Source organism: Ruegeria sp. AB6, assembly GCF_056542685.1.
In genome coordinates this window covers 377151-395325 of the sequence record NZ_JBQGAD010000001.1, presented here as the reverse complement: position 1 = coordinate 395325, position 18175 = coordinate 377151, and the positions used below count along the sequence as shown (strand labels likewise).

At 58.8% G+C, this 18175-nt stretch carries 25 protein-coding genes; 13 read left to right on the top strand and 12 right to left on the bottom strand.

All coding sequences use genetic code 11. The features are described 5' to 3' along the window. Positions 1-81 precede the first annotated feature (81 nt). Complete coding sequence (locus ACR0DB_RS01995) at positions 82-690, top strand: carboxymuconolactone decarboxylase family protein (protein ID WP_170782696.1); 609 nt, start codon at positions 82-84, stop codon at positions 688-690. Here ACR0DB_RS01995 and ACR0DB_RS01990 read toward each other — a convergent pair. After that, positions 670-1563 carry an alpha/beta fold hydrolase gene (locus ACR0DB_RS01990; protein ID WP_331252367.1) on the bottom strand — a complete coding sequence of 298 codons (894 nt, stop codon included), beginning with the start codon at positions 1561-1563 and terminating at the stop codon, positions 670-672. The two genes, ACR0DB_RS01995 and ACR0DB_RS01990, sit on opposite strands and share 21 nt — an antisense overlap. Before the next feature lie 127 nt (positions 1564-1690). On the opposite strand from ACR0DB_RS01990, the gene ppk2 reads away from it, so the two are divergent. Together ppk2 and ACR0DB_RS01980 are read left to right on the top strand one after the other, a co-directional pair. Continuing rightward, entirely contained in the window at positions 1691-2614 is a 924-nt protein-coding gene (ppk2, locus tag ACR0DB_RS01985) for a polyphosphate kinase 2 (protein WP_480548514.1), read from the top strand. 101 nt (positions 2615-2715) lie between these two features. Then, positions 2716-4077 carry an MATE family efflux transporter gene (locus ACR0DB_RS01980; protein ID WP_480548512.1) on the top strand — a complete coding sequence of 454 codons (1362 nt, stop codon included), beginning with the start codon at positions 2716-2718 and terminating at the stop codon, positions 4075-4077. Here the strand turns inward: ACR0DB_RS01980 and ACR0DB_RS01975 are convergent. Both ACR0DB_RS01975 and ACR0DB_RS01970 read right to left on the bottom strand, forming a co-directional pair. Further along, positions 4074-4469, bottom strand: a complete 396-nt coding sequence (locus ACR0DB_RS01975) for a hypothetical protein (RefSeq protein ID WP_480548510.1) — start codon at positions 4467-4469, stop codon at positions 4074-4076. The genes ACR0DB_RS01980 and ACR0DB_RS01975 overlap by 4 nt on opposite strands. 16 nt (positions 4470-4485) lie before the next feature. After that, complete coding sequence (locus ACR0DB_RS01970; protein ID WP_480548508.1) at positions 4486-5688, bottom strand: pyridoxal phosphate-dependent aminotransferase; 1203 nt, start codon at positions 5686-5688, stop codon at positions 4486-4488. Positions 5689-5779: 91 nt separating this feature from the next. On the opposite strand from ACR0DB_RS01970, the gene ACR0DB_RS01965 reads away from it, so the two are divergent. The 3 genes from ACR0DB_RS01965 (at position 5780) to ACR0DB_RS01955 (ending at position 7002) form a co-directional block, all read left to right on the top strand. Next, positions 5780-6172 carry a helix-turn-helix domain-containing protein gene (locus ACR0DB_RS01965; RefSeq protein WP_480548506.1) on the top strand — a complete coding sequence of 131 codons (393 nt, stop codon included), beginning with the start codon at positions 5780-5782 and terminating at the stop codon, positions 6170-6172. Further along, positions 6169-6426 carry a succinate dehydrogenase assembly factor 2 gene (locus ACR0DB_RS01960; RefSeq protein WP_336510109.1) on the top strand — a complete coding sequence of 86 codons (258 nt, stop codon included), beginning with the start codon at positions 6169-6171 and terminating at the stop codon, positions 6424-6426. The genes ACR0DB_RS01965 and ACR0DB_RS01960 overlap by 4 nt, the downstream gene beginning before the upstream one ends. Positions 6427-6504: 78 nt before the next feature. Beyond that, positions 6505-7002, top strand: a complete 498-nt coding sequence (locus ACR0DB_RS01955) for a MarR family winged helix-turn-helix transcriptional regulator (protein WP_170782692.1) — start codon at positions 6505-6507, stop codon at positions 7000-7002. Here ACR0DB_RS01955 and ACR0DB_RS01950 read toward each other — a convergent pair whose 3' ends face one another. From ACR0DB_RS01950 to ACR0DB_RS01940, 3 genes are read right to left on the bottom strand one after another with little or no spacing between them, the layout of a single operon-like run. Next, a complete protein-coding gene (locus ACR0DB_RS01950) occupies positions 7003-7725 on the bottom strand; it encodes a DUF1194 domain-containing protein (RefSeq protein ID WP_480548504.1) in 723 nt (240 codons plus the stop codon). It abuts the gene before it with no gap. Beyond that, positions 7722-8426, bottom strand: a complete 705-nt coding sequence (locus ACR0DB_RS01945; protein WP_480548502.1) for a DUF1194 domain-containing protein — start codon at positions 8424-8426, stop codon at positions 7722-7724. Before ACR0DB_RS01945 ends, ACR0DB_RS01950 begins: the two co-directional genes overlap by 4 nt. Further along, a complete protein-coding gene (locus tag ACR0DB_RS01940; RefSeq protein ID WP_170770314.1) occupies positions 8423-8851 on the bottom strand; it encodes a VOC family protein in 429 nt (142 codons plus the stop codon). The genes ACR0DB_RS01945 and ACR0DB_RS01940 overlap by 4 nt, the downstream gene beginning before the upstream one ends. A 178-nt stretch (positions 8852-9029) precedes the next feature. Here ACR0DB_RS01940 and thyX point away from each other — a divergent pair, with 178 nt between their 5' ends. Continuing rightward, positions 9030-9941: an FAD-dependent thymidylate synthase gene (gene thyX / locus ACR0DB_RS01935; protein WP_170770317.1), complete on the top strand. Its 912-nt coding sequence runs from the start codon at positions 9030-9032 to the stop codon at positions 9939-9941. Positions 9942-10028: 87 nt separating this feature from the next. After that, entirely contained in the window at positions 10029-10301 is a 273-nt protein-coding gene (locus tag ACR0DB_RS01930) for a hypothetical protein (RefSeq protein WP_170770319.1), read from the top strand. A gap of 76 nt (positions 10302-10377) precedes the next feature. Here ACR0DB_RS01930 and ACR0DB_RS01925 read toward each other — a convergent pair whose 3' ends face one another. Continuing rightward, positions 10378-10584 carry a cold-shock protein gene (locus ACR0DB_RS01925; RefSeq protein ID WP_008758035.1) on the bottom strand — a complete coding sequence of 69 codons (207 nt, stop codon included), beginning with the start codon at positions 10582-10584 and terminating at the stop codon, positions 10378-10380. A gap of 50 nt (positions 10585-10634) precedes the next feature. Between ACR0DB_RS01925 and ACR0DB_RS01920 the strand changes: the two genes are divergently transcribed. Genes ACR0DB_RS01920 through ACR0DB_RS01910 form a run of 3 tightly spaced genes read left to right on the top strand, consistent with a single transcriptional unit; the run spans position 10635 to position 11527 of the window. Then, the gene (locus tag ACR0DB_RS01920) at positions 10635-10769 is read left to right on the top strand and encodes a hypothetical protein (RefSeq protein ID WP_269149773.1); all 135 of its coding nucleotides are present in this window, start codon (positions 10635-10637) and stop codon (positions 10767-10769) included. 30 nt (positions 10770-10799) lie between these two features. Then, the gene (locus ACR0DB_RS01915) at positions 10800-11117 is read left to right on the top strand and encodes an ArsC/Spx/MgsR family protein (protein ID WP_170770321.1); all 318 of its coding nucleotides are present in this window, start codon (positions 10800-10802) and stop codon (positions 11115-11117) included. A gap of 41 nt (positions 11118-11158) precedes the next feature. Then, entirely contained in the window at positions 11159-11527 is a 369-nt protein-coding gene (locus tag ACR0DB_RS01910; protein WP_170770323.1) for a hypothetical protein, read from the top strand. Position 11528: 1 nt separating this feature from the next. Here ACR0DB_RS01910 and ACR0DB_RS01905 read toward each other — a convergent pair whose 3' ends face one another. The 5 genes from ACR0DB_RS01905 to thrS form a co-directional block, all read right to left on the bottom strand. Further along, entirely contained in the window at positions 11529-12047 is a 519-nt protein-coding gene (locus ACR0DB_RS01905; RefSeq protein ID WP_170770325.1) for a DoxX family membrane protein, read from the bottom strand. Beyond that, complete coding sequence (locus ACR0DB_RS01900) at positions 12047-12805, bottom strand: HvfC/BufC N-terminal domain-containing protein (RefSeq protein ID WP_170770327.1); 759 nt, start codon at positions 12803-12805, stop codon at positions 12047-12049. The genes ACR0DB_RS01905 and ACR0DB_RS01900 overlap by 1 nt, the downstream gene beginning before the upstream one ends. Then, positions 12802-13659 carry an MNIO family bufferin maturase gene (gene bufB, locus ACR0DB_RS01895; protein ID WP_480548500.1) on the bottom strand — a complete coding sequence of 286 codons (858 nt, stop codon included), beginning with the start codon at positions 13657-13659 and terminating at the stop codon, positions 12802-12804. Before bufB ends, ACR0DB_RS01900 begins: the two co-directional genes overlap by 4 nt. A gap of 72 nt (positions 13660-13731) precedes the next feature. Beyond that, positions 13732-14034, bottom strand: coding sequence for a BufA1 family periplasmic bufferin-type metallophore (locus ACR0DB_RS01890; RefSeq protein WP_170770331.1), 303 nt, complete (start codon positions 14032-14034; stop codon positions 13732-13734). Between the two features lie 220 nt (positions 14035-14254). Beyond that, complete coding sequence (thrS, locus tag ACR0DB_RS01885) at positions 14255-16213, bottom strand: threonine--tRNA ligase (RefSeq protein ID WP_480548498.1); 1959 nt, start codon at positions 16211-16213, stop codon at positions 14255-14257. 216 nt (positions 16214-16429) lie between these two features. Between thrS and ACR0DB_RS01880 the strand changes: the two genes are divergently transcribed. Both ACR0DB_RS01880 and ACR0DB_RS01875 read left to right on the top strand, forming a co-directional pair. After that, positions 16430-17179, top strand: coding sequence for an alpha/beta hydrolase (locus ACR0DB_RS01880; protein WP_480548496.1), 750 nt, complete (start codon positions 16430-16432; stop codon positions 17177-17179). Next, the gene (locus ACR0DB_RS01875; protein ID WP_480548494.1) at positions 17176-18159 is read left to right on the top strand and encodes an alpha/beta hydrolase; all 984 of its coding nucleotides are present in this window, start codon (positions 17176-17178) and stop codon (positions 18157-18159) included. Before ACR0DB_RS01880 ends, ACR0DB_RS01875 begins: the two co-directional genes overlap by 4 nt. Positions 18160-18175: the final 16 nt, after the last annotated feature.

Here is an 18175-nt window from a genome sequence, read left to right as displayed (position 1 = left end):
AAAAATTAAATTTCATACGATTGCCTCTCGAAGCTCAATTTGAACGCAACTAAGCTGCGCTGGAAACGACAGGGGACAGGTATGAGCTGGATCAAAGTGGTGCCGTTCGAAGAAGCGACCGGCAAGCTGCGCAAGCTGTATCAGCGGGTGACGGGGCCGGGCAATAATGTGGACAACATCATGATGGTGCATTCCTTGCGCCCGCATTCGATGGAAGGCCACATGGCGATGTACAAGAATGTCTTGCACCATTCGGCCAACACCATCCCGAAATGGTTTCTTGAAGTCCTGGGCGTGTGGGTCAGCGCGCTCAACCGCTGCGACTATTGTGTCGAGCATCATTTCAGTGGCCTGCAGCGGCTTTTGGCTAACCCTGACCGAGGCAATGCTATCCGTGCCGCGATTGAAGCCCGGACACCGCAGACGGCCCCTCTGGATCCGGCGCAGATCGCGGCGATGGGCTATGCGCGCAAACTGACCGAGGCGCCTGCGGAACTGACAGAAAGTGATATTGAGGCTCTGCACGCTGCAGGGTGGGAGGATGGAGAAATCCTCGAGATCAATCAGGTCTGCGCCTATTTTTCTTACGCCAATCGCACGGTTCTGGGGCTGGGCTGTTCCACCGATGGGGATATTCTGGGGCTGTCCCCCAACAACTCGGACGATCCGTCAGACTGGGGACACCGTTAAGGCTCGGGTCCAGTTCAGAATGGCCTGCGCCAGCGCCTTGGGGCGTTGATGATGCAGCCAGTGGTCCGTGCCGGGAATGTCAATGCGGGTCAGGTCGGGGGCGAACTCTTCCAGCCCCTCAGTGGCCTCGGGTAGCAGGGCCTTGTCCTCAGATCCCCACAGCAAAAGATGCGGGCAGCGGACCAAAAGGCGCTCGACCGGCAGCTCGGGCAGATTCGTCAGCGGTTCGCCGGGTTTCGCCACCACCAGCGGAGAGGCGCGGTACCAGTTCAGCATTGCGTCCAACCGGCCGGGCCGGGCCCATTCGGTGCGATAGGCCTGCATTTGTGCATCCGACAGCCAATCCAGCCCCATCCCGTACCGAAAGAACCTCTCGAGCCGCGCGAAATTGTCGGCAGAAAATCTTTGGGCGGCGTCTTCGGCCCTCAGATCGTTGATATATTGCGAGGCCGCTGATTGCGCTCCGCCCGACGCCATCGCGCGCTGAAACGGCACCGGGTGGACGCCATTGGCGATAATCAGTCGGCCCACCAGCTTGGGCTGGAACATGGCCAGCCCATAGGCGACTGAGGCCCCCCAATCATGGCCCAGAACCGTGACAGGTGCGCCCAGCATATCGATCAACGCCGCCATGTCCCCGACCAGTTTTGACAGGGTATAGTGCCCGACCCCCTCGGGCGCCCAGCTTTGGCCATAACCACGCTGATCCGGGGCAATACAATAGAAGTGTTCAGCTAGATGCGGGGCCAGATCAGCCCATGTGCCGCCATATTCAGGAAAGCCATGCAGCATCAGCAAGGGCGGCAGGCTGGGATCGCCCCAACTGCGTAGAAAGAACGGCTGTCCGTCCAGTTCGACAAATCTGCTGTCCACGCGTTAACCCTCTGCTGCCATAGCCAAAAACAGAACCACAAGGTTACAGCAATTTGATACCAATCAAAGCGCGAAATGGCGGTCTCTGCTAGTCACTGGGTCAGACAGCTTTTCAAGGAGAGATTGCATGGAAACAGCGGCGCGGATCGAAAAGACACAAGCCTCCGCCAACGGCGTTCCGGTGCCCACGACCGGCCCGGCTGAACCCAGCCCCGAGAAAATTCGCCACGCGTTTGAAAGCGGCAAGTACCCCTATGGCCGCAAGATGGCGCGCAAGATCTATGAGGCGCAAAAGGCCGAGTTGCAGGCTGAGCTGCTGAAGGTTCAGATATGGGCGCAAGAAACCGGCCAGCGGTTCGTGTTGCTGTTCGAAGGCCGTGACGCTGCGGGTAAAGGCGGCACAATCAAGCGGTTCATGGAGCACCTGAACCCACGTCAGGCCCGAGTGGTTGCGTTGAACAAACCCACCTGGGAAGAGAAGGGTCAGTGGTATTATCAGCGCTATGTTCAGGAATTGCCCACCGTTGGTGAAATGGTGTTCTACGACCGGTCCTGGTACAACCGCGCAGGCGTGGAACGGGTGATGGGCTTCTGCTCGCCCAACGAATATCTGGAATTCATGCGTCAGACTCCGGATCTTGAGCGGATGCTGGTCCGCTCGGGCATTCAGCTTTACAAATACTGGTTCTCGGTCACGCAGCCCGAACAGCAACGCAGGTTCAAAAGCCGCGAGACGGACCCGCTGAAACAGTGGAAACTGTCGCCGATCGACAAGGCCAGCCTTGACAAATGGGACGACTACACCGAGGCGAAAGAGGCGATGTTCTTCTATACTGACACCGCCGACGCGCCATGGACCATCATCAAGTCGAACGACAAGAAGCGTGCGCGCCTGAACACAATGCGGCATTTCCTGTCGACGCTGGACTACCCCGGCAAGAACCATAATGTGGTCCGCGAGCCTGATCCCTTGATCGTTGGACAGGCGCATCACGTCATCCATCGGTCCGAGCACATCCTTGGCAGCGCACTGCACCCTGATGCGCGTTAGGGTCATCCGGGCTGTTGATTGGCCCCGGACTGAGAGTCTCATCCTGAAATTTCGCTGATCTGGTCTTGTCCCGGCCTCGGGCCGGGCATAAGGCTGGGGCGATGAACAAGGTGATGACATATCGCGGCCATTTCCGGGCCATTACCGTGCTGGGCCTACCGTTGGTGGGCGGGCATCTGGCGCAGTTTGCTATCGGTCTGACCGACACCATCATGCTGGGCTGGTACGGGGTCGAAGCTCTGGCGGCTGTAACCTTGGCCAGTAGTTACTACTTCGTGCTGTTTCTGTTTGGGGCCGGGTTCGGCTGGGCGGTGATGCCCATAGTCGCCACCGCCGCCGCCGAGGAGGATGAGACCAGCATCCGCCGCTCGACCCGCATGGGGCTGTGGTTGTCGCTGATCTATGCCGCGTTGATGATGCCACTGCTGTGGTGGTCCTACCCGATCCTGATTGCGTTGGATCAGGACCCCGAGGTCGCCCGGACCGCTGCGCAATATCTGCGGGTCGCGGGCTGGGGCCTGTTCCCGGCGCTGATCGTGATGGTCCTGAAATCCTATTTGGCGGCGTTGGAACGCACGCAGATCGTGCTGTGGATCACTGTGACGGCTGCTGTGGTCAACGGTTTCACCAACTATGCGCTGATCTTTGGCAATTGGGGTGCGCCCGAGTTGGGCGTGATCGGTGCGGCCATCGCTTCGGTCGTGACACAGGTTGTCTCGCTGGTTTTCGTGGTGATCTACGCGGTGCGTGCCCTGCCCGAACACAGCCTGTTTCAGCGCTTTTGGCGCCCGGATTGGGAGTTCTTCTTCAGCGTCCTGCGTCTGGGCGTGCCCATCGGTCTGACCACATTGGCCGAGGTCAGCTTGTTTGCCATGTCGGCAATCATGATGGGCTGGCTGGGAAAAGTGCCGCTGGCGGCGCATGGTATCGCGCTGAATCTGGCCTCGGCTACGTTCATGGTGCATCTGGGTCTGTCCAACGCGGCAACGATCCGCGCAGGTAATGCGCTGGGCCGCAAAGACCGGGCACATCTGGAAAAAGGCGCGATTGCTGTGACGGCGATGTCGCTGGTGATGTCGGTGCTGACCGTGATCCTGTTCCTGACCTGCGCCGAGCCGCTGATTTCCCTGTTTATGGAGGCGGATGACCCGCAGCGGTCGCAAATCCTGCTGATCGGAACCGGGTTGCTGGCCATGGCGGCGCTGTTCCAATTGGTCGATGGCGCGCAGGTGATCGCGCTGGGCCTGTTGCGTGGATTGCAGGACGCCAAAGTGCCAATGGTGATGGCAGGGCTCAGCTATTGGGTCGTGGGGATTCCGGCCTCGTATTACTTCGGCTTTGTCCAGGGGATGGACGGGATCGGCGTGTGGCTGGGCCTTGTGCTTGGGTTAGCCTTCGCAGCGGTCTTGCTGATGGCGCGGTTCTGGATGCGGTCGGTCCGCTCGGTCCCGGTGGTAGGTTAGTCTTTGGTCAGACGATCCGCCTTTTTACGCACCAGAACACTGCGCAGATCGTGCATCGCCAGTAACAGCCGGTCAGTGACTTCCTCAAGCTGCTCATCTGTCGCTTTGGACTGCGCCCACTGAGTCGTCAGGTTCAGGTAGTCCACGGCCCGGTGAATGTCGTCCATATCACGCTGTGCCAAAAGGGCTGTGCGGTCCTCGATCCAACGCGTGATAGCGGCCTGGTCGGTCTCGGTTAGGGTGCGCTGTCCCTGCGGCTTGACCTCTCCGTTGCGGATGTTGATGACCGCGATTTGGTCCATCTCGATCCGGCGTTGGCGGTTTTCGGTGTCGATCCGAAAAACCGCCGCCCCATTCTCGCGCACGCGAAAGTAATATTCGGGCAAATCCACGGCTCAAAGCCTCCGATCAGGTCAGTGCGGCGCAGAACCGCTGAATGCGGGTGCAGGCCTCGGTCAACGCCGCGTCCGAGGTTGCGTAGCTGACGCGGAAGTTTGGGGATAGACCGAAGGCGGCCCCGAAAACGACGGCCACGTCGGCTTCTTCCAGTAATGCCGTGGCAAAGGCTTCATCAGATGAGATCACCGTGCCCGCCGGAGTAGTCTTGCCGATCAGCCCTGCGATCGAGGGGTAGACATAGAACGCGCCTTCGGGAGTGGGGCAGGATATACCGTCAATCTCGTTCAGCATCCGCACTACCAAGTCACGGCGGCGTTTGAATGTCTCGGCATTGGGGGCCAGAAAGTCTTGCGTGCCCTCCAGCGCCTCGACTGCCGCCCATTGACTGACGGAGCAGGGGTTTGAGGTCGACTGAGATTGAATCTTGCGCATCGCGGCAATCAACTCGACCGGACCCGCCGCATAACCGATCCGCCAACCGGTCATGGCATAGGCCTTGGACACGCCGTTGCAAGTCAGAGTGCGGTCATAGAGGCCGGGTTCAACCTCGGCCGGGGTGCAGAACTCGAACCCGTCATAAGCCAGGTGCTCATACATATCATCAGACATGATCCAAACATGTGGATGGCGTATCAGCACATCGGTCAATGCCTTCAGTTCGGCCCGGCTATAGCCCGCGCCCGTTGGGTTGGACGGAGAGTTGAAGATGAACCACTTGGTGTTTGGCGTAATCGCGGCCTCAAGCTGGTCGGCGGTCAGTTTAAAGCTGTTCTCGAGCGTCGTTTCCACCACAACCGGCGTGCCTCCGGCCAGTAGCACCATGTCGGGATAGCTGACCCAATAGGGCGCAGGGATGATCACTTCGTCGCCGTCGTTCATCGTCGCCATCAGCGCGTTATAGAGCGTTTGCTTGCCGCCCGTGCCCACCGAGATCTGCGCAGGCGAATAGTCCAGCCCGTGGTCGCGCTTCATCTTCGCGCAGGCGGCCTGTTTCAGCTCGGGGATGCCATCGGGCGCGGTGTATTTGGTTTTGCCCGCCGCAATGGCGGCAACGGCGGCATCCTTGATGTTCTGCGGCGTGTCGAAATCGGGTTCTCCGGCGCTCAGGCCGATAACGTCGCGTCCCGCGGCCTTCAATTCGGCCGCTTTGGCCGTCATGGCGATTGTAGGCGACGGTTTTACGCGTGACAGTGTCGCAGACAGGAAACTCATGGGGGCCCTCGGTTTGAATGATCAACCTGTCTGTCATAGGGTGCGCCCGAAAGACGATCAAGCGATATGAATTGTGGAATTGGAGACCCCGATGAACGACGAAAACGACTGGTACGGCCCGGATTCAGCGACATTCGGCGACCGTCTGGCAGGTGCGCGTGAAGCTGCGGGGATGACACAGTCACAACTGGCCCGCAGGTTGGGCGTGAAAAAAGCAACCCTCGCGGATTGGGAAAACGACCTGTCCGAGCCGCGCGCCAACCGCCTGTCGATGCTGGCCGGGATGGTCAATGTCTCGATCATGTGGCTGCTGACCGGGGAAGGCGAGGGCATGGATGCGCCCTCGGAAGCTGAAGAACCCATGCCCGAACTGGTGGATATCGTGGCCGAGCTACGCTCGATCCGGGGCGAGATGCGAGCCAGCGCGGAACGAGCCGCGAAACTGGAAAAGCGTCTGCGACAGATGGCTGAGCAAGTCCTGTGACCGAGCAGCGGGACACGCGGATCAAGCGGTTGAAAATGCGTTCGATGCGCCGGGGCATCAAAGAGATGGACCTGATCCTGTCGGCCTATGCCGATCGCAATCTTGGCAGCATGGATGAGGCGTTGCTGGACCTGTACGACGCCCTGCTGCACGAGAATGATCAGGACCTGTATCAATGGGTGACAGGACAGGTTTCCACGCCCGAGCCGTATGCAGATCTGATTGTGGACATAGCGCAAACCTTTCAAAAGTAATAGCAAAATCTGCTTAACAGAATATTCGGTTTTTCGATTCATGCTGCCTGAAACGGCGCGATTGAATCGGAGGATCGGATGAGTATGGAAATGCAGGTCTCCGCGCACGGGGCCAAGGGCTTCATGACCAGCTATCTTGAGGCGCTTGCGCTGGTGGAACGGCTGCACCGCCTGCTGCTGGACGTCATCAAGGACGAGTTCGAGCGTGTCGGCGTGCTTGAGATCAACGCTGTGCAGGCCTTGTTGCTGTTCAATATCGGCGATCATGAGGTCACGGCGGGCGAATTGAAAAGCAGGGGCTACTATCAGGGCAGCAATGTCAGCTACAACCTGAAAAAGCTGGTTGAGATGGGCTATATGCACCACCAACGCTGCGAGATTGACCGCCGCTCGGTGCGCGTGCGTCTGACGCCGCGGGGGCGTGAGATCCGCGATATCGTATCCGAACTGTTCGCGCGCCACGCAGGTGGGTTGCAATCACGTGGCGTATTGGAGCTGGAAGGGATTGAGGACATCACCACTTCCCTCCGCCGGGTTGAACGCTACTGGACGGACCAGATCCGCTATATTTACTGATCAGGGCCGGGTGTAGGGCCCGGCATCGGACAGGACCAGGCCTTCAAGCTCGCGGATCAGCTTGCGGGCCATCGCGTCCTCATAGGCTTCGAACCCCACGGCGACCTCGACAAAGGCATCGGGGCCCAGAGTGACCCATGCATTGTAATAGGCAGACAACTCGCTGATCTGCACGTCGCGCTTGTCCCCAACATTGGCATCATCAGGGCCGATCACTAGACCGTTGATAGTGATCCCGCTGGATTGCAGCGCCTGTTTGGCCTCGCGGGGATGGGGTCCAATGTTATGTTTGCCGTCGCCAGACAGGTCCAGCGTGTGCTTCCAGCACTCAGGTTGTTGCCACAGCAGACCGGCGCCAAACTGCATCGCCGATCCGACCGCCGTTCCCTGCGGCGCCGAGCTGCGCGTCACGGAGTTCAACAGGTCTGAAATACCATCCAATTGTTCCTCGGATCGGATTTCTGTCCAGTCTAGCAACATGCGCTGATGACTGGGCTCACTCCATTCGAATACCGCCAACCGCACCGCAGGGCCAAGGCCCGAAAGAAGTAGTTGCTTGACTTCGGGTCGTTGCAGGGCAGCGGCCAGACCACCAAGCTGCAACCGGTATTCGGTACTATCGACCGAACCAGAGACATCCAGTCCAAGGGCCAGCGCTTGCCTGCACTCAGACATCGCAGGCGTTGCCAAAAGGGTTGCGGCAGCGGCAAGGTAGCGGATCATTTCAACGCATCACCAGATAGCGCGCCGATTTGCAGGCCCTGCAATTCCCGCTCAAGTTTGCGGCGCATGGCGCGCTCGAAATCCTCAAACCCTTGCGCAACTTCCAAAAAAGCGCCGGGGCCATGCAGGACATTGTTCTCGAAAAACGGGATCAGGAACAGCTCACCCTCGAAATCGGCGGCGTTGATGACCAGCCCGTTCACCACGATGTCCTGAAATGGAAAGTGGCGATAGGCCGAGTCTGGTCCGTACCCGTCATTGTTCGACCCATCCCCAGACAGATCGATGGTCTGGAACAGGCAGGGCGGGGCTTGCTGCATCAATGTCGCACCAAAGGCCAGCGCATATCCCATCGCCGTGGCCGACCCGCTGTCGGACCGCACCGACTGTTGCACCGTCGTCGCCGCTGCCAGCAAGTCCGCCCGCGTGCGGATCATCGACCAGTTCAGTATGACGTGCTGCGTGCTGCGCCCGCTCCATTCATAAACGGCCAGCGCCACGGGCATGGGGGACGAGAAAAACGCCTCGGTCACCTCGGGTGCGACGAGTGCTGCGGCCAGGCCCTGCCGTTGCAGCGTGTCTTCGGATGCGTCTACCGAGGTCGATATGTCCATCGCCAAGGCGAGCGCCAGCCTGCAGGTCTCGGCCCGCAGGGGGCTGGCCAGAGCAGCCAGTCCCAGGATTGTCAGCCAGCGGATCACCAGTGGCCGGTGCTTTCCATGCTGGCCCAGGGTTCGGCCGGATCAAGCGCGTCACCGTTTTGCAGCAGCTCGACCGAGATATTGTCGGGCGAGCGCACAAACGCCATGCGCCCGTCACGTGGCGGCCGGTTGATCACGACGCCATTGTCCTGAAGTAGTTGGCATATTTCGTAGATATTATCGACTCCGTAGGCCAAGTGACCGAAATGCCGGCTATCGCTAGGCAATCCGTCGTCGCCATCCCAGTTATATGTCAGTTCGATCGGGCGATCTTCTTGCCCCGGAGGTGCCATGAAGATCAGCGAAAACCGGCCCTGTTCACTGTCATACCGGCGGGTTTCTTGCAGCCCCAGCAGTTCGTAAAACGCCATGGATTTCTCAAGATCTTTCACACGGACCATGGTGTGGAGGTATGTCAGCCCCATTGCGGTTTCCTTTTTTTGTTTAGGTGATGACAAGCACCTTAGCGCGCTAACATAGTCTGTCGAGAGGCGCGGCGGACACAATTTGGAAAATGCACAAACAAGCGTACATATCGCGGTTCCGGTCGCTGCATTGCCGAGATATAGTGGTCGCCGACTCATTCGATGGAAAGGAAATTTCATGCCGCTGTCCTCTGACCAACTGGCCGAGATCGAAGCGCAAAGGGCGCAATCGCATCAAACGCGTCGTGTTGTGGCTCCGGGGATGGAAGATCATTTGTACACTGCTCATCAAGTCCTGGACCACGGCTTTGTGCGCGTAATCGACTATATGGGCGATGATAACGCGATCTGTCAGGCGGCGCGGGTGTCTTACGGCAAAGGCACTAAGTCGGTGCAGAATGACGAGGGCCTGATCCGCTATCTGATGCGTCACTGGCATTCGACCCCGTTCGAGATGTGCGAAATCAAGCTGCATGTGAAGCTGCCAGTCTTTGTGGCCCGTCAGTGGATCCGGCACCGGACGGCGAATGTGAACGAATATTCCGCGCGTTACTCGATCCTGGATCGGGAGTTCTATATCCCCGCGCCCGACCATGTGGCGGCGCAGTCCGAGGTGAACAACCAGGGTCGGGGCGAAGCCTTACAAGGGGAAGAGGCCGCGCGGGTTCTTGAAATGCTAAAGGCCGACAGCGCCCGGTGCTATGACAATTACGAGGCGATGATCAGTCAGGACGGTCAGCAGGGTCTGGCGCGTGAACTGGCGCGAATGAACCTGCCGGCGAATATCTACACCCAGTGGTATTGGAAGGTGGACCTGCACAACCTGTTCCACTTCCTGCGTTTACGGGCCGACCCGCATGCGCAGTACGAAATCCGCGTTTATGCCGATATGATGTGCAAGATCGTCGCCGATTGGGTGCCTTTTGCCTATAAAGCTTTCGAAGATTATCGTCTGGGCGCGGTGAATCTGTCGGCACAGATGGTCGACAGCCTGCGGCGGATGCTCGCCGGAGAGGCTGTGACGCAGGAAACCTCGGGCATGACCGCCCGCGAATGGCGCGAGTTCGAAGCGGTCATTCGCGAAAACTAAGCGCATATCGTTTGTCTATACGTACTGTCATGAAGCTGTTACACTGGCTTCATGGCTTTTCTTTCCTGTATCCGATACGCGTGCTTGATGTCGTTGCTTGGCGCTCCGGCTTTGGCCAAATCCCCTATTGCTGAGGTGCTGTGTGAGCCGACGTCCCGGTTGCATGACAAGCTGGAACGTCAGTTCGGCTCGCAACGCGCAGCCTCTGGGGTGCGCAGCCCTGAGCAGATCATGGAAGTCTGGACTAGCGAGAAAGGTGATTGGACGATGGTTGTCACTTATTCGACCGGCACGTCCTGCATCGTTGCGATGGGTCAAGACTGGTTCACGCACGTCGACGCAGATCCGGCGCGCGGTTAGCATTGGTCGAACCATTATTGGTCAACGGCCGGAAATTGGCCGTTGCCCTGCTTTGTCTTCCCGTCGGGAGGGGGCCTTACAACGGTTTCAAATCGGCGGCCATCTGGCGACCGTCGCGTCCGTCCTGCAATTCGTATGAGACTTTCTGATTGTCTGCGAGCCCGGTCAGACCTGACCGTTCAACAGCCGAGATATGTACAAATACGTCCTTGCCACCTTCATCAGGGGCAATAAACCCATAGCCTTTAGTGGTATTAAACCATTTCACGGTGCCAGTTGGCATTTCCCGTGTCTCCTTCTACTTACACGTTGTCCCACAAATTGGTGGGGGAAGTGATTGACGCCACCGCCTTTCATCACCGCCGCGCCCACACGCTTCGGCCCGAATTGCGTATTTCGTCTTTTTCAACATTGCACGGTGAAGTAAAAAATCAAGAATTACCGGAACACGTTGGCGAAATTGCCTAAAATTCGCACAAGCACAGGAAGCCCCCGAAAATGCGTCTATATGGACTTAAGAACTGTGACACCTGCCGTAAGGCATTGAAGTCATTGCAGGATGTTGAATTCATCGACGTCCGCGCTGATGGCGTGCCTGAAACAGTGCTCTCAAAGGCTCTTACACATTTCGGCGAGGCTTTGCTCAACACCCGGTCCACGACTTGGCGGGGCCTAAGCGAAGACGAACGCGCGCGTGCACCGTTGGAGCTGTTGCGCGATCATCCGACCTTAATGAAACGCCCGCTGATCGAGCGTGACGGGGAGCTTTTTCTCGGCTGGACGGCGGCGACGAAGGCGGCTCTTGGCGTCGGCTGAGCGGATGCTTATCTGCAAGGGCGCAAGCAAGAGGGCGAAGGATGCGTAACGCAGCGATGATTTTGGGTGTGATTGCCGGGCTAATCGGCATGTTGGTCGGCTTTGTCGGCTATGGCTATGTCGAACTGATCGACCGGTTCGGTGAGATCGACGGGTTGGCCGAGCAGGTCGACAACGCGCAACTGATCCAGACGGCCTCAATCCTTGCGCCTCTGCTGGCGATTGCCGGTGGTGCCATGGCCAAGGCGCGGGCACTGGTTGGGGGGCTATTGTTGCTGGTCTCAGCAGGCGGCATGTATTACGCGTTTGGCTTCAATGCCTTTACCATGTTCCCCGTCGCATTTGCCGGGGTGGCGGGGGTCCTCGGGCTGGCCGCAGGTAAACCGGACGAGCCCAAGGCGCATTTCTAGATCATTTTAGGCGCAGGACGCGGTCAATGGAAATCGGGCCTGCGCCGTTGATCACGATGACCAGGAACAGGAAGGTCCACATCACACGCTGATCCATCAAAGTGATGGCGTTGTCGAACAATCCACCCAGTTTCACGCCGTGACCGGCGACATCAACGATGGTCTGGACCCAGACGAACCCGATCATGGCCAGGGCAGCAACGCGTGTCAGAAGACCAACCAGCAGAAGCGCAGGCAGGACGAATTCGGCCACGGTGCCGAAGAAGATCACGATGCGCTGGAAAAAGGTCATCTGGGTGACGTCGTACAAAACGGCTTCAGCCGCTTTGGGGAAGATCTGGCCAAAGGCACCGGCTGACGCCGAGAAGATCGACCCGTCAATCTTCAGGGTGGCCGAGTTCCAGTAATACACAAGCAATACAGCAACAAAAACAAGCCGCGCCAGGGTCGGGGTCAGCCAATTGGCCGAACTGTCGAGCCGTCCCAGGACGTTATTGTGAAGAGAGATCAGGGCAGTCATTATGCCAGCCTTTCGATAGTCACAGAAGTAAGAGCGCCGCCTTGAAGCAGCAGCGCCAGAGTAGCCCCAAGGTCAAACTCGGGGGTGGTTGCAGAGGTGTCTTCAAACGCCTGACCGATAGTCTGACCGGCCATCATCTCTGCAATCCAATCCGCACCACCGGCAGGCAGCAGATGCGGAGCGGGATCATATTCCGGTCGTGTTACTAACACGCCTTCGGCCCCAGCCTGTGGCTTGGGTGCGTTTTCTAGCGTGTTGAAACGCCAGATCGAATAAATCGGCCATTCCGAGCGGATCACCCGCATCGACGGCGCAAATTCAAGCGTGGCCTGCATCACCTCATCAGGCGCAACTGCCAGCGCATCCGCTGGGGCTGGGGTGCTGTCGGCGGCGTGGTAAGACTGACGCAGAGCCAGTTCCAGCCGAGCGATGTCGGGCAGGTAGCCCAGATGCGAAAGCTGCGGCATCCCGGCCAGAAACTCGGGGAATGCTTCGCCATAGAACATCATCATGGGCGAGGTCGGAGGATGCTGACGTAGGAAAATACCCGATAGACCATCCATATTCTGCGTGCCCAGCAGTTTGGTAATCACCGGAAAGGCCTGATGCATTGCCTCGGTCAGCGACACGGCGACGTTGTTGCGGTAGACGCTGAAACGACGTCCTGCGGGTTGTTCAGTCGCATCCACAAGGCCGTCCGGAACCGCCTGAGACGGGTCCAGCAGGGCCGTGTGGAATGTGGTCTGTGAAACGGTCATGCCGGAATCCGGTCCAGCGCTGCCTGAGCCCTGTCGGCCTCGGCACGCAAAATTGGCCAGTCGGGAACGTCGGTATCCCACTCGATCAGGACGGGCTTGGGGCCGGATTGGTCCAGAACGTAGTCCAACAGCGTCCATACCGGGTCCACAACTTCCCGCCCGTGGCTATCAATCAGCAGGGGGCGACCGTGGTCGTCTTCGTCTTCGTCGTGGCCGCCCAGATGAATCTCACCCACTTTGTCCAGCGGATAGGCGTCGATATAGCCTTGGGGTGAGAAATTCAGATTGGTGGCCGACACGAACACATTGTTCACGTCCAGCAACAGGCCACAGCCCGTGCGACGCGCGATTTCACGCAAGAAATCAGGCTCGGACCAGGTGCTTTCCTCGAACGCCAAATAGCTGGAGGGGTTTTCCAGCAGCATCTGCCGCCCGACAACCTCTTGCACCTGATCAATATGCTCACAAACCCGGTCCAAAGTTGCGTCGGTGTAGGGCAGGGGTAGCAGGTCGTTCAGGAAATGGCTGTCATGGGTCGACCAAGCCAGATGTTCCGAAAAGCTGGCAGGGTTCAGCCAGCCAACCAAATGTTTCAACCGGGCCAGATGATCGGGGTCCAGCGGGGTTTCGCCGCCAATGGACAGGCCGACACCGTGGACAGAGATGGGGAATTGCTCGGACAAATGGCGCAGTTGCGCCAGCGGGCGTCCGCCATCGCCCATGTAATTCTCGGCATGGATTTCCAGCCATGCCACCGGGTGCGCGTGATCCAGAATTTGCTGAAAATGCTGGGGCTTATATCCGACACCCGGCGCGGCGGGCAGTCTGTTTGAACGAATAGCATTGTCCAGCATCGTTATAGTCTCCGGTTCACGACAAAGAGGCGGGCGACAAGGCCCGCCCCTTCGGTTTTCCTAAGCGCGGGCTTATGCCGGCAGGTCGCGGTCCAGCGGCTCCAGCGAGCCTTTACGGTCCGAACCGTCTGCGGTTTTAGGCAGCTCGATATCGGCGCAAGTGCCTGCGTCGACCAGAGTCCAGGCATTGCCCTGATAATCAACGGTCGAGGTACCGGCGCAGGTGGTGCCGGGGCCTGCGGCGCAATCGTTTTCGCCTGCCAGCGAAACGCCATAGCATTTCTCTTTGGCTTGTGCGGTTGCGGTGGTGGCCATGCCCGATACGGCGGCTGCAACGGCGCTTGCGATAACGAGGGACTTAGCTGTGTTCGACATCTCGGTAATCCTTTTGGTGACTGCGTATGTCTGTGTTGACAATGACAAAGGTAGTCGTTCAGAGGCGACAGTTAAATTCACGAGCCCGTGTCTCACAACCCCGTCAGGCACTGTCATGCCCCCTTGCAGGTTAACATATTGTTTTTGAAATCGAAAATGGAAAATATTTCAATCCGGCCCCTGTTTTTGGGCCGGATCGCAGGCAAATTGACGCCGAATGTTACAGCAGATCGGGCGGTGTCGCCTCCTTGGAAAGCTCAATTGTTACAGCCTCAAGTGATTGAACCTGTGTTTGTTTTTCACCCAAACGGCGAACACTGACTGTGCGTTCGTCAACTTCGCGGTGTCCGACGGCCAAGATCACGGGCACTTTACCGACAGAATGCTCGCGGACCTTGTAGTTGATCTTTTCGTTGCGGATATCCGCTTCGGCCCGAACCCCGGCGGCTTTGAGCGTTTCCACCACTTCGGCCACATAGTCATCAGCCTCGGAAGTGATCGAGGCGACAACGACCTGACGCGGGGCCAGCCAGAAAGGCAGCTTTCCCGCGTGTTCCTCGATCAGGATGCCGATGAACCGTTCGAACGAGCCCAGCGTTGCCCTGTGCAGCATGAACGGACGGTGCTTGGCACCGTCTGCGCCGATGAAGCTGGCATCCAGACGTTCGGGCAGATTGGGGTCAACCTGCAGCGTGCCGCATTGCCAGGTCCGACCGATGGCGTCGGTCAGAGTGAATTCCAGCTTGGGGCCATAAAACGCGCCTTCGCCTTCGAGGATCTCATAGTCATACCCGGCGGCTTTGCAGGCATCGCCCAAGGCTTTTTCGACCAGATCCCAGCTTTCATCGGACCCGATCCGCTTTTCGGGACGGGTGGACAGTTTGATCGTCCAGTCGTGGAAGCCCAGATCGGCATAGACCTTGGATAGGAAAGCGATGAACTTGGCGGTCTCGGATTCGATCTGATCTTCGGCACAAAAGATGTGGCCATCGTCCTGCGTGAAACCGCGCACCCGCATGATGCCGTGCAATGCTCCCGAAGGTTCATAGCGTGCGCACGATCCGAACTCAGCCATGCGCAGGGGCAGGTCGCGATAGGATTTCAGACCCTGATTGAACACCTGCACGTGGCAGGGGCAGTTCATCGGCTTCAGCGCGTTGATCGCCTTTTCGCGGGCATGCTCTTCGTCCACTTCGACGATGAACATGTTTTCCTGATATTTGTCCCAGTGACCCGAGGCCTCCCACAGTTTGCGGTCGACAACTTGCGGGGTGTTGACCTCGACATAGCCGTCACGCTCCTGCATTCGGCGCATGTAGTCCTGAAGGGTGGTGTAGATTTTCCACCCGTTCGGATGCCAGAAGATCTGGCCGGGGGCCTCTTCCTGCATGTGGAATAGGTTCATCTCGCGGCCCAGCTTGCGGTGGTCGCGTTTGGCGGCCTCTTCCAGCATATGCAGGTGGGCTTTCAGCTTTTCCTTGCCGGTGAAAGCCACGCCATAGATCCGCTGCAACATCGCGCGGTCGCTGTCGCCGCGCCAATAGGCGCCCGCGATGCTCATCAGTTTGAACGCATCGCCGGGCAGTTGGCCGGTGTGCTGCAGGTGCGGACCGCGGCACAGGTCCTGCCAGTGGCCGTGCCAGTACATCCGCAGCGGTTCATCGCCCGGAATGGCTTCGATCAGCTCGACCTTATAGGGCTCGTTATTGGCCTTGTAGAATTCGATCGCGCGGTCGCGGTCCCAGACCTCGGTGGTGACGGGGTCGCGCTTGTTGATGATCTCTTTCATCTTTTTCTCGATGAGGCCGAGATCTTCGGGGGTGAAGGGTTCCTCGCGGTCAAAGTCATAGTACCAGCCATTGTCGATCACGGGGCCGATGGTGACTTTGGTCGCGGGCCAGATTTCCTGCACCGCGCGGGCCATGACATGCGCCAGATCGTGGCGGATCAGCTCATTGGCCTGATCTTCATCCTTCATGGTGTGGATGGCGATTTGGGCGTCGGACTCAATAGGCCATTGCAAATCCCAGTGCTTGCCGTCGACCGTGGCCGAGATTGCTTTTTTGGCCAGCGAGGTCGAGATATCGGCAGCGACCTGCGCGGGTGTTACGCCTGCGTCATAGGAACGTGCATTGCCATCGGGGAAGGTGAGAGAGACGGATTTCGAATCCAGGGCCATGTTGGCTCTCCTCGTCGGTTTGGCGCCCACTGAACGCCCGGTTGCGGGTTATTTGCGTCTGGCTGCTTTGGCAGGTGGTGGGGATTGTGTCAAGTGTCGGAGCGAGGGGCCAGCCCCTCGCTCACCCCGGGATATTTTTAGCCAGATGAAGAGCGGATCGGGGAATTGCGGTTGGGGTTGGGACGTGCATGATGTTGACAAAGCAAAGAGGGTTTTATGGCAGAGGCTGAATTTCTGGACACCGCGCAGGGGCCGCGATTGGCGTATCACAAAAGTGAGGGGTCGGGGCCCACGGTCGTTTTTCTTGGCGGGCTGAAGTCGGATATGGAAGGCACCAAGGCGGTGCATCTTGAAGCATGGGCAAAGGCACGTGGGCAGGCGTTTTTGCGGTTCGACTATTCGGGGCATGGGGAGAGTTCCGGTACGTTTGAGAAAGGCTGCATTGGCGATTGGCATGAGGATACGGTTGCCGCGGTCAAGGCGCTGACCGAAGGGCCCTTGATTGTGGTCGGGTCGTCCATGGGTGGCTGGCAGGCGTTGTTGTTGGCAAAGGCAATGCCGGAACGAATTGTCGGGATGGTTACAATCGCTGCCGCGCCGGACTTTACCGAAGATGGCTATTGGGCCTCGTTCAGCGATTCACAGAAGGCGGCTCTGGAGACGGTGGGGCATGTGGAATTGCCCTCGGATTACATGGAGCCTTACATCATTACCAAGCGCATGATCGAAGATGGGCGCACGCGATTGGTTCTGCGCGATCCGTTGGCTTTGCCATTTCCCGTGCGATTTTTGCAGGGCACGGCGGATACAGCGGTGTCAATCGAGACGGCTGTGCGGTTGCTGGACCATGCCAGTGGACCGGATATGCGGTTGCTGTTGGTCAAGGATGCGGATCACAGATTCTCGGACGGGCCTTGCCTGGAGATTATCGAACGCGCCGTGCTTGATGTTCTTGCCCCCGAATGACCCGGTTGTTTCTGCGTTTCATTGTCGTGCTGGCAGCTCTGGGCGGCCTGATCTTCTGGTTGGGGCCGCGCGAAGAGGTTGACCTTCATCCCACGTTTGAGCCGCGCAAATTTGGCGAGGGGGTGCAGGTCTATTTCGAGAGTGTCGAATCCGCCTTCGAAGACATCGTTCCCGGTGTCGAAAAGCGGGTGATCTGGCAAGAGGGATTCAAGGAACAGCGAACACCGGTGTCGATCCTTTATGTTCACGGATTCTCGGCCTCATCCGAGGAAATCCGCCCGGTGCCCGATCTGCTTGCAAAAGCGCTGGGTGCCAATCTGGTGTACACGCGCCTGCAAGGCCATGGGCGCGGCGGTTCCGCCATGGCAGAGGCGACGGCCCCGGGGTGGATGGCCGACATGGCCGAGGGCCTCGCCGCAGCACGCGCGGTTGGCGACCGGGTGGTTGTGATCTCGACCTCGACTGGGGGGACGCTGGCTGCGGCTGCCGCGCTGGATGCCGAGATGACGCAGAATGTCGGCGCGATGATCTTTGTTTCGCCGAATTTCGGGGTCAATACGCCGGGGGCTTGGATACCCGGCCTGCCTTGGGCGCGAAATTGGTTGCCGATGTTGATGGGGGAAACCCGCGATGTGTCAGATACCGACCCGGATCGGAACAAATACTGGTCGCTGAGCTATCCGTGGGAGGCCGTTGTTCCGATGACCCGGCTGGTCGATGTGGTGAACGGGCAGGATTTTGCGCAAGCACAGGTTCCGGCGCTGTTCTGGTTCTCGGATGACGATCAGGTGGTGCGTCCCGATCGGACTCATCAGGTGGCGCAGGCGTGGGGCGGGCCTGCGACAGTCAATCTGGTTACAATGGGCGAAGAAGATGACCCTGCATCGCATGTGGTGGCTGGGCGGCTGATGTCGCCGGGGCAGACCGAAGCCACAGTGGATGGCATGCTCGCGTGGCTACGCTCGGTGGGGGTCGAATAGCGATGCGTAAACCGGC